This is a genomic window from Lysobacter sp. CCNWLW3, from assembly GCF_036697405.1.
GTDB lineage: Bacteria > Pseudomonadota > Gammaproteobacteria > Xanthomonadales > Xanthomonadaceae > Lysobacter.
This window is the reverse complement of the sequence record NZ_JBAHWA010000023.1, coordinates 1-12,006: the sequence shown is the minus strand read 5'-3', so window position 1 is coordinate 12,006 and position 12,006 is coordinate 1. Positions and strand designations below refer to the sequence as shown.

15 protein-coding genes are annotated in these 12,006 nt (G+C 68.7%); 8 read left to right on the top strand and 7 right to left on the bottom strand.

Going from position 1 to position 12,006, the window contains the following annotated elements; all coding sequences use genetic code 11:
* Positions 1–21: 21 nt before the first annotated feature.
* A complete protein-coding gene (locus V1318_RS20165) occupies positions 22–711 on the bottom strand; it encodes a Pr6Pr family membrane protein (RefSeq protein ID WP_332941559.1) in 690 nt (229 codons plus the stop codon).
* Positions 712–817: 106 nt separating this feature from the next.
* On the opposite strand from V1318_RS20165, the gene V1318_RS20160 reads away from it, so the two are divergent.
* Positions 818–1,759, top strand: a complete 942-nt coding sequence (locus V1318_RS20160; protein WP_332941558.1) for a DMT family transporter — start codon at positions 818–820, stop codon at positions 1,757–1,759.
* Positions 1,760–1,789: 30 nt separating this feature from the next.
* Here the strand turns inward: V1318_RS20160 and V1318_RS20155 are convergent, their stop codons facing one another.
* The 3 genes from V1318_RS20155 to V1318_RS20145 are packed head-to-tail and all read right to left on the bottom strand — an operon-like array spanning position 1,790 to position 3,314.
* Complete coding sequence (locus V1318_RS20155) at positions 1,790–2,491, bottom strand: Sir2 family NAD-dependent protein deacetylase (RefSeq protein WP_332941557.1); 702 nt, start codon at positions 2,489–2,491, stop codon at positions 1,790–1,792.
* Between the two features lie 19 nt (positions 2,492–2,510).
* The gene (locus V1318_RS20150) at positions 2,511–2,909 is read right to left on the bottom strand and encodes a hypothetical protein (protein WP_332941556.1); all 399 of its coding nucleotides are present in this window, start codon (positions 2,907–2,909) and stop codon (positions 2,511–2,513) included.
* 60 nt (positions 2,910–2,969) lie between these two features.
* Positions 2,970–3,314: a hydroxylase gene (locus V1318_RS20145; protein WP_332941555.1), complete on the bottom strand. Its 345-nt coding sequence runs from the start codon at positions 3,312–3,314 to the stop codon at positions 2,970–2,972.
* 495 nt (positions 3,315–3,809) lie between these two features.
* Here V1318_RS20145 and V1318_RS20140 point away from each other — a divergent pair, with 495 nt between their 5' ends.
* Positions 3,810–4,205 carry a DoxX family protein gene (locus V1318_RS20140; protein WP_332941554.1) on the top strand — a complete coding sequence of 132 codons (396 nt, stop codon included), beginning with the start codon at positions 3,810–3,812 and terminating at the stop codon, positions 4,203–4,205.
* A gap of 249 nt (positions 4,206–4,454) precedes the next feature.
* On the opposite strand, the gene dbpA is transcribed toward V1318_RS20140, so the two are convergent.
* Positions 4,455–5,837, bottom strand: coding sequence for an ATP-dependent RNA helicase DbpA (gene dbpA / locus V1318_RS20135; protein WP_332941553.1), 1,383 nt, complete (start codon positions 5,835–5,837; stop codon positions 4,455–4,457).
* A gap of 135 nt (positions 5,838–5,972) precedes the next feature.
* Between dbpA and V1318_RS20130 the strand changes: the two genes are divergently transcribed.
* The 6 genes from V1318_RS20130 to V1318_RS20105 all read left to right on the top strand — a co-directional run bounded on the left by V1318_RS20130 (position 5,973) and on the right by V1318_RS20105 (position 10,541).
* Positions 5,973–6,545 (top strand): hypothetical protein, encoded by a 573-nt coding sequence (locus V1318_RS20130; protein WP_332941552.1) that lies wholly within the window; start codon positions 5,973–5,975, stop codon positions 6,543–6,545.
* A 17-nt stretch (positions 6,546–6,562) separates the two neighbouring features.
* Positions 6,563–7,057, top strand: a complete 495-nt coding sequence (locus tag V1318_RS20125) for a hypothetical protein (RefSeq protein WP_332941551.1) — start codon at positions 6,563–6,565, stop codon at positions 7,055–7,057.
* A 159-nt stretch (positions 7,058–7,216) separates the two neighbouring features.
* On the top strand, positions 7,217–8,194 hold the full coding sequence (locus V1318_RS20120) for an acyl-CoA desaturase (protein WP_332941550.1): 978 nt from the start codon (positions 7,217–7,219) through the stop codon (positions 8,192–8,194).
* Positions 8,191–9,198: a hypothetical protein gene (locus tag V1318_RS20115; RefSeq protein ID WP_332941549.1), complete on the top strand. Its 1,008-nt coding sequence runs from the start codon at positions 8,191–8,193 to the stop codon at positions 9,196–9,198. Before V1318_RS20120 ends, V1318_RS20115 begins: the two co-directional genes overlap by 4 nt.
* A gap of 98 nt (positions 9,199–9,296) precedes the next feature.
* The gene (locus V1318_RS20110) at positions 9,297–9,821 is read left to right on the top strand and encodes a sigma-70 family RNA polymerase sigma factor (protein ID WP_332941548.1); all 525 of its coding nucleotides are present in this window, start codon (positions 9,297–9,299) and stop codon (positions 9,819–9,821) included.
* 45 nt (positions 9,822–9,866) lie between these two features.
* Positions 9,867–10,541, top strand: a complete 675-nt coding sequence (locus tag V1318_RS20105; RefSeq protein WP_332941547.1) for a serine/threonine protein kinase — start codon at positions 9,867–9,869, stop codon at positions 10,539–10,541.
* A gap of 84 nt (positions 10,542–10,625) precedes the next feature.
* On the opposite strand, the gene V1318_RS20100 is transcribed toward V1318_RS20105, so the two are convergent.
* Together V1318_RS20100 and V1318_RS20095 are read right to left on the bottom strand one after the other, a co-directional pair.
* Positions 10,626–10,940: a metalloregulator ArsR/SmtB family transcription factor gene (locus tag V1318_RS20100; RefSeq protein ID WP_056172614.1), complete on the bottom strand. Its 315-nt coding sequence runs from the start codon at positions 10,938–10,940 to the stop codon at positions 10,626–10,628.
* 219 nt (positions 10,941–11,159) lie between these two features.
* Positions 11,160–11,600: a hypothetical protein gene (locus V1318_RS20095; protein ID WP_332941546.1), complete on the bottom strand. Its 441-nt coding sequence runs from the start codon at positions 11,598–11,600 to the stop codon at positions 11,160–11,162.
* Positions 11,601–12,006 lie beyond the last annotated feature (406 nt).

Sequence of the window (12,006 nt, the reverse complement as noted above, 5' to 3'; positions counted from 1 at the left end):
GTTCCGGTATACGTGCCCGGCTCAGCGCCCCCGGCGGCCCCGCCCCAGCAGCCGGTCGACCCCGAGCAGGCCGGCGCCGAAGGCCAGGAACAGCGCCAGCACCCCGACCGCGTTGCGCAGCACCTGCGGCCAGCCCAGTGCGTCCACATCCAGGAACGGATACGGATACTCGTGCGCGAAGCTCCCGCGCAGGAACACCCAGGCCACGTACAGGGCCGGGAACAGCAGCCAGCGCCACAGGTCGCGCCAGGCCAGCGCGCCGTGCGGCACCGCCAGCAGCCACCAGGCCAGGTACAGCGCCGGCGTCGCGTAGTGCAGGCCCGAGTCCACCCACCATTGCGCGCCCTGCGGCTGCCAGAGATGGCGCAGGACGGTGACGTAGACCGTGCCGGTCACGCCGATCGCCAGCGCGATCCCGCCGCGCGCGCGCGCGCTGGCCAGCCAGCGCGCCAGGCGCGAGCCGCCGCCGAACACCGCCACCGCGCAGGTCGCGCTGACCAGCAGGTTGCTGAGGATGGTGAAGTAGCTCAGGAACCGCACCGTCGCCAGCGCCGGCCCGATCGTGTCCAGGGTCGAGCGGATCAACAGCCAGTACTGACCGAGCAGGGAGGCCAGCGACACCGCGCCGACCAGCGCGGCGCCGGCGCGGCCGAAAGGCCCGATCGGGCCGGCGGCGGCGCCGGACGCGGAATGGGTATCGCTGACTGGCATGGCCCTGCGCTCTCCCCGGGTGTGCGGCGCAGCTTCGCATGCGCACGGATGCGATGCACCCGCGGCGGCGGGCGATAATGCGGCTCACCCCGCGACCGCGAAGCCGATGACCCCGACCGCCAAGGCGCAAGTCCAGATCCACTTCTGCGTGTTGCTGTGGGGCTTCACCGCGATCCTGGGCAAACTGATCTCGCTGCCGGCGCTGCCGCTGGTGTGGTCGCGCATGCTGATCGTGGTGGTCGCGCTGGCGCTGCTGCCCAAGGTCTGGCGCGGCCTGCGCGCGATGCCGGCGCGGCTGCTGTGGTCCTACGCCGGCATCGGCGTGCTGGTGGCGCTGCACTGGCTGACCTTCTACGGCGCGATCAAGCTCGCCAACGCCTCGGTCGCGGCGACCTGCATCGCCCTGGCCACGGTGTTCACCGCCCTGATCGAACCCAAGCTGGCCCAGCGCCCGTTCTCCAAGCGCGAACTGGCCCTGGGCGTGGCGGTGCTGCCCGGCGTGGCCCTGGTGGTGGGCGGCGTGCCGCACGAAATGCGCGCGGGGATCGCGGTCGGCGCGCTGTCGGCGCTGCTGGTGGCGCTGTTCTCCTCGCTCAACAAGCGCCTGGTCGAACACGGCGACCCGCTCACCGTGACCGCGCTGGAACTCGGCGCCGGCACCCTCGCTCTCACTTTGCTGGCGCCGGCGATGCCGCTGCTGTTCCCGGCCTTCGCCGGCGACCTGCTGGTGCTGCCGGGCCTGCGCGACGCGGTGCTGCTGGTGATCCTGTCGCTGGTCTGCACCCTGCTGCCGTTCGCGCTGTCGCTGGTGGCGCTGCGCCACATGACCGCGTTCGCGGCCCAGCTGGCGATCAACCTGGAGCCGGTGTACGCGATCGTGCTGGCGATCGCCCTGCTCGGCGAGCAGCGCGAACTCACCGGCCTGTTCTACGTCGGCGTGGCGATCATCCTGTCGGCGGTGTTCGTGCACCCGCTGATCAGCCGGCCGCGCACGCTGTCGCAGCCGGAGCTGCTGGGGACCGCGGAGGCCAAGCAGCTGTCCGAGTAGCAAGCGCCGGCGAAAACGCGGCTCGCCCGCTTACGCCAGCTCGAGCCACCTTTTCAGCAGACGCGGAACGGCTTCCGCCGCGTTGCCGCGAATGAATTCGAAGCCATAAGGAATCTCGTCCATCTCGAGCGAGATCAGCACCTTTTCCGCCGAGTCCCGAGCCGCATCGACCAGCGTGGCGGCGGGATAGACCGTGAGCGAAGTGCCCACCACCATCACCTTGGCGGCCGTGGCGATGTGCTGCCTGGCCAGGTCCATGTGCTGCGTCTGCTCCCCGAACCACACGATATCGGGCCTGAGCTGGGTGCCCTCCTCGCAAACCTGACCGAGCACGATCGCAGCGTCATCGATGCGATACCGCTTGGGCGTGTCCGAGGTGCTGCGCGCGTACGCGAGCTCCCCGTGCAGGTGGATGACGTTGCTGGATCCTGCGCGCTCATGAAGTTCATCGACGTTCTGTGTGACTACGACGACTTCATAAGCCGACTCCAGAGCAGCGATGGCGAGATGGGCCGGATTCGGCTCGGCTGCCCAGGCCTTGGCACGGCGCTCGTTGTAGAAGGCCAGCACCGCTTCCGGGCGTTTCTTCCAGCCGTCGAGGCTTGCGACCTCCTGCCAGGAGTAGTTGTTCCACAGGCCCTTCGAATCGCGGAACGTGGGCAGACCGCTCTCCGCGCTCAGGCCGGAGCCCGAAAGAATCACCACTTTGTTCGCTTGAACCTCTGGCTTCATAGCGGTATGAGCATCCGAGTCAGTCCGTTTCATCGGACGACTGATCTCCAAACGACCCGTCGCCGTCATGCCGGAAGGCCTCAAACGGCAGCTTTACCGGCGAAAGAAGGAAGGAAATCCCATCCTCTTCTTGTTTGACATGCCATAGCGCCAGTCCCTCGGGCCTGATGCCGGAATCGAACGGGAACACGAATGACGGAAGCCAGAGCAACTGAACATCCCCGTCGCCCTCCCAACCCATTTCCAGAAAACGCTCTTTGGCCACCGCAATGTAAGCCGCGGCCTGCGGCCCGACGAAGGCGGAAGGAGCCTGGGTGAAGTGCAGATTGTCGATCCACTCGAAGATGTAGCCGTGGAAGGAGCTCAAGGCTTTGGGCCCGTAGGAAATTACGTTTTTCTTTGGGATCGAATAGCCCAACGTTGACGCCTCCGCTCTTATCTACGCCCGACCGAATTTACGCTGCCGCCGGCGCCGGGCTCAAAGCTGCCACAAGCCATGGTCGTTGCCGCCCTGCAGGTAGATGGCGAAGCTGCCGTGGCCGGGGATCGGCGTGGGCTCGACCGCGACGAAGCCGCCCGCCTGCACCACGGCGGCGACCGCCGCTTCGATGTCGGTCACCAGCCAATAGGGCCTGACCACCGGCTCCTCGGTCGTACGCAAGGGCGCTCGTACTCCGACCAAGCCGCCGCCGGCCAGCGCCGCGGTGCGGGCATGGCCCAGCCCCGCATCGGGATCGCCGAACTTCACGCCGTTGGCCGCCTCGTAGGCGGCGCATACGGCCGCTACGTCCTTGGTCACTATTTCCAGATATTGGATTCGCATGGCGCTGTACCCTCCGACATTGCGGTTGATGCGGGCCGCGAAGCCGGCCCGGCCCGGTGAATCGCCGGTTCGCTGCGCGGTACGCGAGCAAGGGGCTGGAACCCGCATGGATTCCGGCCAAGCCGAAGGGTAACCGCTCGAGGCAGGCCGCCCAATGGCGTGGGCCGGAGAGGGCCTGTCGCGGCTTACGCCGCTCCCACAGGAAGCGGCGGCCGCTCCGACGGTCGAGCCGCTTCGGGTAGGAACCGCGCGAGCGGCGACCACGCGGCTTCGACCGCCGGCGCCGGGCACGGCTCATGCGGCCCTGCCCAAAACAGCGCACCGGCTTTCGTGGCAGCGGCCCAAGTCGCGATCGCACAGCCGCTAAGACGCGGTCGCGGCTCATGCCGTGCCGCCCAGGCAACGCGCCCGGCCACCTAGCGGCCAGCAGACACGCACGCCCGCGCCGATTATCCTGCGCTTCGTCCACGCGAACCGAGCGCACCGAGGAAGCCCATGAACCCGAACACCCAACAGGATCTCGCCCGACTGTTCATGCGCGTCGTCCTCGGCGCGCTGATCCTGCTGCACGGCATCGCCAAGCTCAAAGGCGGCATGGGCGGCATCGTCGGCCTGGTCGAATCCAAGGGCCTGCCCGGCTTCCTCGGTTACGGCGTGCTGCTGGGCGAGGTGCTGGCGCCGATCCTGCTGATCGTCGGCTGGCATGCGCGCGTGGGCGGCGCGCTGATCGCGATCAACATGCTGTTCGCGATCTTCCTGGTCCACCTGGGCCAGCTCAACAGTCTCAACGACCAGGGCGGCTGGGCCCTGGAGCTGCAGGCGATGTTCCTGGTCTCCGGCGTGGCCCTGGCCCTGCTCGGTCCCGGCAGCTTCAGCGCCAACGGCAAGTAGGCGCTGGCCCACTCTTCGAACGCGACCACCCGGCGCCGGCTCGAGTCGGCCGAACCCGACCCGTAGGATGCGGTGACAACCGCATCGTCGCCATTCCGAACCGCCGCGCGCGATGCGGTGCGCCTTCGGCTTACCGCATCCTACGTCGCGGCATCTGCGAGATCGTGTTGTATCCAGCGCGCTAGTCCGCGCACAGGGCCCGATCGGCGCGCGTGAAACGCGCGCGGCCCGGCGGGCCGTACCGGTTTCCTACAGCTTATGCACGCGGAACTTGCGCCCCTTGATCTTGCCCTCGCGCAGGCGCGCCAAGGCCTGCGCGGCCTGCGCGCGCGCGACCGCCACGTAGGAACGGGTCGGGAACACGTCGATCTTGCCGACCTGGTCGGCCTTGAGCCCGGCGTCGCCGGTGAGCGCGCCCAGCACGTCGCCGGGGCGCAGCTTGTCGGTGCGGCCGGCGTCGATGCGCAGGGTCGCCATCGGCGCGACCGGCACGTTGCTGGCGCGGCCGGCCAGCGGCGCGGCGCGTTCCCAGCGCAGCGGCCGGCCCTGGCGTTCCTCGATCGGCTGCGCGCGCGCGATCTCGCGCGGACTGCACAGGCTCAGGGCCACGCCGCCGCGACCGGCGCGGCCGGTGCGGCCGATGCGGTGGATGTAGACATCCGGGTCGGTCGGCAATTCGTAGTTCACCACCGCGGCCAGGTCCTGCACGTCCAGGCCTCGCGCGGCGACGTCGCTGGCGACCAGCACGTTGCAGCTGCGGTTGGCGAAGCGCACCAGCACTTCGTCGCGATCGCGCTGTTCCATGTCGCCGTGCAGGGCCAGCGCGGTGAAGCCGTAGTGGCTGAGCGAGCCGACCACTTCCTCGGTGTCGCGGCGCATATTGCAGAACACCACGCAGGATTCGGGGCGGAACTCCAGCAGCAGCGCGGCCAGCAGCGGAGTCTTCCGGGCCGGTTCGACCTCGTAGAAATGCTGTTCCACCGCGGGCTGACCGGCCGCGCCCTCGACCGTGACCTCGACCGGCTCGCGCATCATCTTCGCCGCCAGGCTGCGGATCGCATCCGGGAAGGTGGCCGAGAACAGCAGGGTCTGGCGCTTGCGCGGGGTCTTGCCGACCAGTTCGCGGATCGGCTCCTCGAAGCCCATGTCGAGCATGCGGTCGGCCTCGTCCAGCACCAGCACCGACACCGCGTCCAGGCGCAGGGCCTGCTTGCGCACCAGTTCCTGCAGGCGGCCGGGCGTGCCGACCACGACGTGCGGGGCGTGCTCCAGCGAGGCCAACTGCGGCCCCAGCGGCATGCCGCCGCAGAGCACCGAGACCTTGAGGTTGGGGATGGCGAAGGCGAGCTTGCGCAGCTGGCGGCCGACCTGGTCGGCCAGTTCGCGAGTCGGGCACAGCACCAGGGCCTGGGTGCGGCCGTCGGCCGGATCCAGGCGGTGCAGCAGGCCCAGGCCGAAGGCCGCGGTCTTGCCGCTGCCGGTCGGCGCCTGCGCGATCAGGTCGCGGCCCTCCAGCAGGGCCGGCAGGCCTTGGGCCTGGATGGGGGTCATGCGCTCGTAGCCGAGCGCGGCCACGCCCTGCAACAAGGCGGGCGACAGCGGCAGGGAGGCGAAATCGTCGTTATGGCTCATGCGCCATGATCGCAGCATTGGCCCGAGCCTGCGCTCCAACCTCGCCGCGCGGGCCCGCCGCGCCGTATGCTGCCCGCGCAGGCACGGCCCGGGGCGGCCTCCGCGGCCAGATCGGACGCAACACGGAGCGCGCGCATGGAACCGCAATTCCTCCATATCCGGGTCCTGCTGGGCATCATCCTGGGCCTGGCGATCACCACCCTGCTCAAGGGCATGGCGCGCTTCGTCCAGCACCCCGGCCGCGACCGCATCTACTGGGTGCACCTGGGCTGGGCGGTGTCGATGTTCATCCTGCTCACCCATTTCTGGTGGTGGGAATTCCGCCTGATCCATGTCCACGCCTGGACCATCACCGCCTACGCCTTCCTGATCGTCTACGTGGTGGTGCTGTTCCTGCTGTGCACCTTGCTGTTCCCCGACGACATCGGCGACTACAGCGGTTGGCAGGACTATTTCCAATCGCGGCGCAAATGGTTCTTCGGGATCATGGCGCTGAGCTACCTGATCGACTTCATCGACACCGCGATCAAGGGCAGCGTGTACTTCGAAAGCCGCGGCGCCGAATACCCGCTGCGCAACCTCGCCTATGTGCTGATGTGCCTGATCGCGATGCGCACGCGCTCGGAGCTGTTCCACCGGGTCTTCGTGATCGCCGGCATCGCCTACGAACTGTCCTGGATCTATCGCCTTTACGACTTCGTCGACTGACCGGAGCGCAACAACGCATGGACGCGGAAACCCTCAAGATCCTGATCGCGGTCGTAGGCGCCAGCGTCTCGTTCTGCTGGGGCGTCTGGACCTGGCGGAGCGCACGCCGCGACCAATGGCAGGCGCAGCAGCGCGAAGGCGAACGCCTGTCGGAAGCCCGCCGCATCGAAGCGACCCGGCCCTTCCTGGAGAAGCAGCTCGAGCTGTACGCGGAAGCCGCGCGGGTCTGCGCGCGCATCGCCTCCGGGCATGGCGGCACCGACGCGGTCGCGCGCTTCTGGGAGCTGTACTGGGGCGAGCTGGCGCTGGTGGAGAACCGCCAGGTCGAAGCCAAGATGGTGCGGTTCGGGCAGGCGCTGGAATACATGCCCGAGGACCGCTCGGAACTGCGCCAGCGCGCGCTGGAACTGGCGGCCGCCTGTCGCGCCTCGCTGGCCCGGTCCTGGGGCGTGGACGCCTGGGTCGCGCCGGACCTGGCCTCGGAACGCGCCGAGCGCCCGCAGCGGGCCTGACGCTCAAACGCCCGGACCGGCCGCCGCGCCGCCGCTCGTCGGCGGCGGCTTGACAACGGCGGCGCCTGGAAATAAATATTTAGCAAATTAGTTAAATCATGAAATTAAGTCCGCGCCGAGCCCCGGCGCGACCCGCCGAAGGCTTAGCCGGAGTCCGCCATGCACGCACTGCCCGACAGCCTGAGCTCGCACCGCGTGCGCGCCCAGTCCGATACCGCCGCCGCGGTGCGCGCGGTCAGCGAGGGCCAGGTGGCCTGGGAACCGGTGCGCTCGCTGTGGCTGAGCGGCATGGCCGCCGGCGCGATCGTGGGCGGCGCGCTGACCTTCAGTTGGGGCGCGCTGGCGCTGTTCGCCGTCGCCACCGCCACCGTCCTGCTGCTGGGCCACTCGCTGGGCATGCACCGCAAACTGATCCACGACAGCTACGACTGCCCCAAGTGGCTGGAATACCTGCTGGTCTACTGCGGCGTGCAGGTCGGCCTGGCCGGCCCGCTCGGCCTGGTCCGCACTCACGACCTGCGCGACTACGCCCAGCGCCTGCCCGACTGCCACGACTATCTCGCCCATCGCCGGCCGTTCCTGGTCGACGCCTGGTGGCAGTTGCACTGCGAACTGCGGCTGGCGAACCCGCCGCCGATCGCGATCGAGGCGCGTATCGCCGACGATCCGTTCTACCGTTTCCTGCAGCGCAGCTGGATGGCCCAGCACCTGCCCTGGGCGCTGCTGTTGTTCGCGATCGACGGCTGGGGCTGGGTGTTCTGGGGCGTGTGCGCACGCGTGACCGCGGGCGTATGCGGGCACTGGCTGATCGGCTATTTCGCCCATAACCACGGCGGTATGCACCACGAAGTGCGCGGCGCCGCGGTGCAGGGCCGCAACGTGCGCTTCGCCTCGCTGCTGACCATGGGCGAGAGCTGGCACAACAACCACCATGCGTTTCCGGGTTCGGCGCGGCTGGGGCTGTATGCGGGCGAATGGGATCCGGGTTGGTGGACCCTGCGTGCTCTGGAGCGGATCGGCCTGGCCAGCCGATTGCGCGTACCCGCGGACCTGCCGCCGCGGCCGGAATTGCGACGCCTGCCGGAGCCGGCGCCCTGCGCGTTCTGCCAGGGCCTGCGCGCGCGGGTGCTATCGTGAGTGCGCCGCCGCCGATCAGGAAAGTCCGCTGGCTGTACGGCAATTGGCTGTGGCCGCTGCTGTGCGGCGTGATGGTGGGCCTGGGAATGCGACTGGTGTTCAGCGCCAAGGCCGGCGAGCCCTACGCGACCATGCTGGCCTCGTTCCTGCTGCTGACCCCGCTGATCGTCGGCATGGTCGCCGTCTACGTGGTCGAACGCCAGGAGCGCAAACATGCGGGCTATCACTTCGGCATGGGGGTGCTGGTCAATGTGTTCTACCTGGCAGGCACCTTGGTGATGGGCCTGGAAGGCGCCATCTGCGCCATTTTCGTCTCCCCGCTTTTCGCCATCCTCGGCGGCATCGGCGGCGTGCTCATGGGCCTGATCCTGCGCTACCTCAAGCGTCCGCGCTCGACGCTGTACGGCATCGCGCTGCTGCCGCTGCTGCTGGGCGCGGTGGAGGATCCGCATCCGCAAGGCCGCTTGGAACGCATCGAACGGCAGGTCTTCATCGCCGCCCCGGCCGAGGAAGTCTGGCGCCAGCTGATGACCGCCGACGCGATCCGTCCGGACGAGGTCGATGCGGCCTGGACCTACCGCATCGGCGTACCCAAGCCGCTGGCCGGCATCGTGCGCGAGACGCCGACCGGTCTGGTACGCGACGTACGCATGGGCAAGGGCATCCATTTCCAGCAGGTGTCGAGCGACTGGCAGCCGCAGCGTTACGTGAACTGGCGCTACCTCTTCGACGCCGATTCGGTACCTGCCGGCGCCCTCGACGACCACGTGCGCATCGGCGGCGAGTACTTCGACTTGCTCGGCACCGCCTACACCCTGACCCCGCGCGACGGCGGCACCGAACTGGCGATGAGCTTGGACTACCGCGTCAGCACCGCTTTCGACTGGTACGCCGCGCCGCTGGGGCGCTGGTTGCTGGCCGGCCAGAGCGAGACCCTGCTGTCGTTCTACCGGCGCCGCGCCGAGGCCGGCCACCGTCCGGCCGGGACGCCGCCGGCCGGCTGACCGCGCCGCCCCCACCCCGGCGGCCGGGCCCGGCTGTGATGTTTCGCCCCTGCCCCGCGAATCATGTGTTCGACTAGGGCAGCAGCGGCGGCATCGGCATGAAGGGGTTGCAGGGGGCGATCGGCATGGACAACGCGCGGCAGCGCTTCGGCGAGCTGCTGGAGGCGCATCGCAAGATCGTCTTCAAGGTCGGCAACACCTATTGCCGGCACCCCGACGACCGCGCCGACCTGGCCCAGGAGATCGCGACCCAGCTGTGGCGCGCGTATCCGGGCTACGACCCGCAGCGGCCGTTCTCGACCTGGATGTACCGGATCGCGCTGAACGTGGCGATCTCGTTCGTGCGCGCCGACGGCCCGCGCCAACGCAATGCGGTGCCGCTGGACCCAGACCTGCACGAGTTCGCCGACGAGTCCGCCGGCGACCAGGAAAGCGCGCATCGCGCGCGCGAGCTGCACCGCTTCATCGGTCAGTTGGAACCGCTGAACCGCGCGCTGCTGCTGCTCTATCTCGAAGACCGCAGCTACCGCGAGATCGCCGACGTGCTCGGCATCAGCGAAACCAATGTGGCCACCAAGATCGGCCGGCTCAAACAGCGCATACGCAGTGAAATGCCGGGCTGACCCCGGCGCGCGCAACCCCTTCTCCACCACGCGGCACACGACACGATGGGCGCACTGACGATGGAACTCGACGATCTCAAACAGGCCTGGCAGGAACTCGATCGCAAGCTCGACCGCCAGCACGCCATGGACCTGCTGCGCTTCCGCGACGAACGCGGCCGGCGCCTGAAATCCGGCCTGCGGCCGCTGGTCCGGGGCCAGGCCCTGCAGATGCTGATCGGCGTCGCGGTGCTGCTGCTGGGCGTGGATGTCTGGACCGAGCACAGCCGGGTGCCGCACCTGTTCGCGTTCGGACTGATCGTGCACGTCTACGGCGTCGCCCTGATCGCCTGCGGCGGCATGGTCCAGGGCATGATCGCAGCGGTGGATTACTCGGCGCCGGTGCTGGACATCCAGAAACAGCTGGCGCGGCTACGTATGTTCTATGTGCGTACCGGCATGTTCGTGGGCCTGGCTTGGTGGCTGTTCTGGATGCCGTTCATGGCGGCCGTACTCATGACCCTGTTCGGCGCCGACATGTACGTCAACGCGCCGTCGGTGTTCGTGATCGGCGGCGCGATCGGCATCGTCGGCCTGCTCGCGACCTGGTGGTTCCATCATTGGTCGCGCCACCCTAGTCGGCCGCGCCTGGCCAAGGCGATGGAGGACAGCGTGACCGGCCGCAGCCTGCGCCGCGCCCTGGCGATCGCCGAAGAGATCGCGCGCTTCGAGCGCGACTGACGCGCGCCGGGCCCGTGATCGCGCCGGCCGGAATCGCCTGCGACAAGGCGCCGCGGCAGCAGCGCGACTCCCCCAGCGGCCGGCTCAACCGGCCGCTTTTTTCGCGCGCCGGCTCTCGCGCTTGAGCGGGCCGCCGACCGGGCAGATCTCGAACGCGAACTGGGTCAGGGTGTTGACCAGGTTGTCGGGCACCAGCTTGTAGACCACGAACTGTCCGCGCCGCTCGCTGGAGATCAGGCCGGCGTTGACCAACACCGACAGATGGCGCGACACCGCCGGCGCGCTCATGTTGAAACGCGCGGCGATGTCGCCGGCCGGCAGTTCCTGCTCGGACAGGTAGGCCAGAATCTGCCGCCGCGGCGTGGACGCCAGCGCTTCGAAGATCTTGTCCTGTTTCATGGCTGAGCTTTCATGGTTGCAACGGTGACGGCGGGTGGGCGCCGGGACGCGCGGGCGAGCCGCGCAGGAACATCATAGCCTTCCGCGCCGCGCCGGTATGAGCGCGGGCGAAACCGCCCGCGCGCGCCGGCCGCAAGCCGCGCACGCGCAAGCCGCGGCGGGTTGCGGGAACCCGTCGCGGCCCAAGCTGTCGGCGGCGTGCGGCGTCGCAAGCCGGCCTCAGTTGCGGCCCGGCAGCGGCGGCGGCGCGCCGCGCGCGGCCGCTTCGGCGACCCGCTCTTCGTAGCGCTGCTCGTTCATCCAGCCCGACACGACCCGGCCGTAGCGCGAAATCATCATCATGTTGAAGAAGTGCATGGCGCCGAGCATCAGCACCGACACGCCGATCTTGCTGCCGATGTGGGCGATCGGGTTGCTGAGCAGGGCGTCGGCGTTCCAGCCGTCCAGGCGGATCGCGATCACACCGATGTTGATCAGGTAGAAGCCGACCACGAGCAGATGGTTGGTGGACTTGGCCAGGACCTCGTTCTGGCCGAAGCACATCACCAGGAACACCTCGCCGTTGCGCGACAGGGTGCGGGCCACCCAGATCGTCATGGCGACGGAAATGGCCAGGTAAGCGAGCAGGCCGACCTGGGTGACTAGGGCTTCATCGATCATGGCGGTGTACCTCTATGGTTTAGTCATTTGCTTATTTAACTAAAATGCTAAATCAATGACGTGCGAAGTCAAGCGCCGTTCGTCGGCGGGCTTGGGGGACGACCCCGGCCGGCGCAGTCAGCTACTTGCAATTGCCATTCGCACATCGGCGCGCCGCCTGCCGCCTGCCGCCTGCCGCCTGCCGCCTGCCGCCTGCCGCCTGCCGCCTGCCGCCTGCCGTCTGCCGTCTGCCGTCTGCCGCTGCCGCTGCCGCTGCCGCTTGCCGTTGCCGTTGCCGCTTGCCGCTTGCCGTTGCTGCGGCATTGGAATCCATAGCACCGCACTCGCCCATCAACCGTAGACCCGAAGGGCGGCGCGCAGGACGCGCGCCGTTTTTCGAATGGACAAGGATGTCCATTCGAAAAAT

Coding starts and splice junctions, on each gene's coding strand:
- V1318_RS20130 (WP_332941552.1), top strand. CDS start 5,973: ATGGAACCGCAATTCCTCCATATCCGGGTCCTGCTGGGCATCATCCTG.
- V1318_RS20160 (WP_332941558.1), top strand. CDS start 818: ATGACCCCGACCGCCAAGGCGCAAGTCCAGATCCACTTCTGCGTGTTG.
- V1318_RS20095 (WP_332941546.1), bottom strand. CDS start 11,600: ATGATCGATGAAGCCCTAGTCACCCAGGTCGGCCTGCTCGCTTACCTG.
- V1318_RS20165 (WP_332941559.1), bottom strand. CDS start 711: ATGCCAGTCAGCGATACCCATTCCGCGTCCGGCGCCGCCGCCGGCCCG.
- V1318_RS20105 (WP_332941547.1), top strand. CDS start 9,867: ATGGGCGCACTGACGATGGAACTCGACGATCTCAAACAGGCCTGGCAG.
- V1318_RS20110 (WP_332941548.1), top strand. CDS start 9,297: ATGAAGGGGTTGCAGGGGGCGATCGGCATGGACAACGCGCGGCAGCGC.
- V1318_RS20145 (WP_332941555.1), bottom strand. CDS start 3,314: ATGCGAATCCAATATCTGGAAATAGTGACCAAGGACGTAGCGGCCGTA.
- V1318_RS20100 (WP_056172614.1), bottom strand. CDS start 10,940: ATGAAACAGGACAAGATCTTCGAAGCGCTGGCGTCCACGCCGCGGCGG.
- V1318_RS20140 (WP_332941554.1), top strand. CDS start 3,810: ATGAACCCGAACACCCAACAGGATCTCGCCCGACTGTTCATGCGCGTC.
- dbpA (WP_332941553.1), bottom strand. CDS start 5,837: ATGAGCCATAACGACGATTTCGCCTCCCTGCCGCTGTCGCCCGCCTTG.
- V1318_RS20155 (WP_332941557.1), bottom strand. CDS start 2,491: ATGAAGCCAGAGGTTCAAGCGAACAAAGTGGTGATTCTTTCGGGCTCC.
- V1318_RS20125 (WP_332941551.1), top strand. CDS start 6,563: ATGGACGCGGAAACCCTCAAGATCCTGATCGCGGTCGTAGGCGCCAGC.
- V1318_RS20120 (WP_332941550.1), top strand. CDS start 7,217: ATGCACGCACTGCCCGACAGCCTGAGCTCGCACCGCGTGCGCGCCCAG.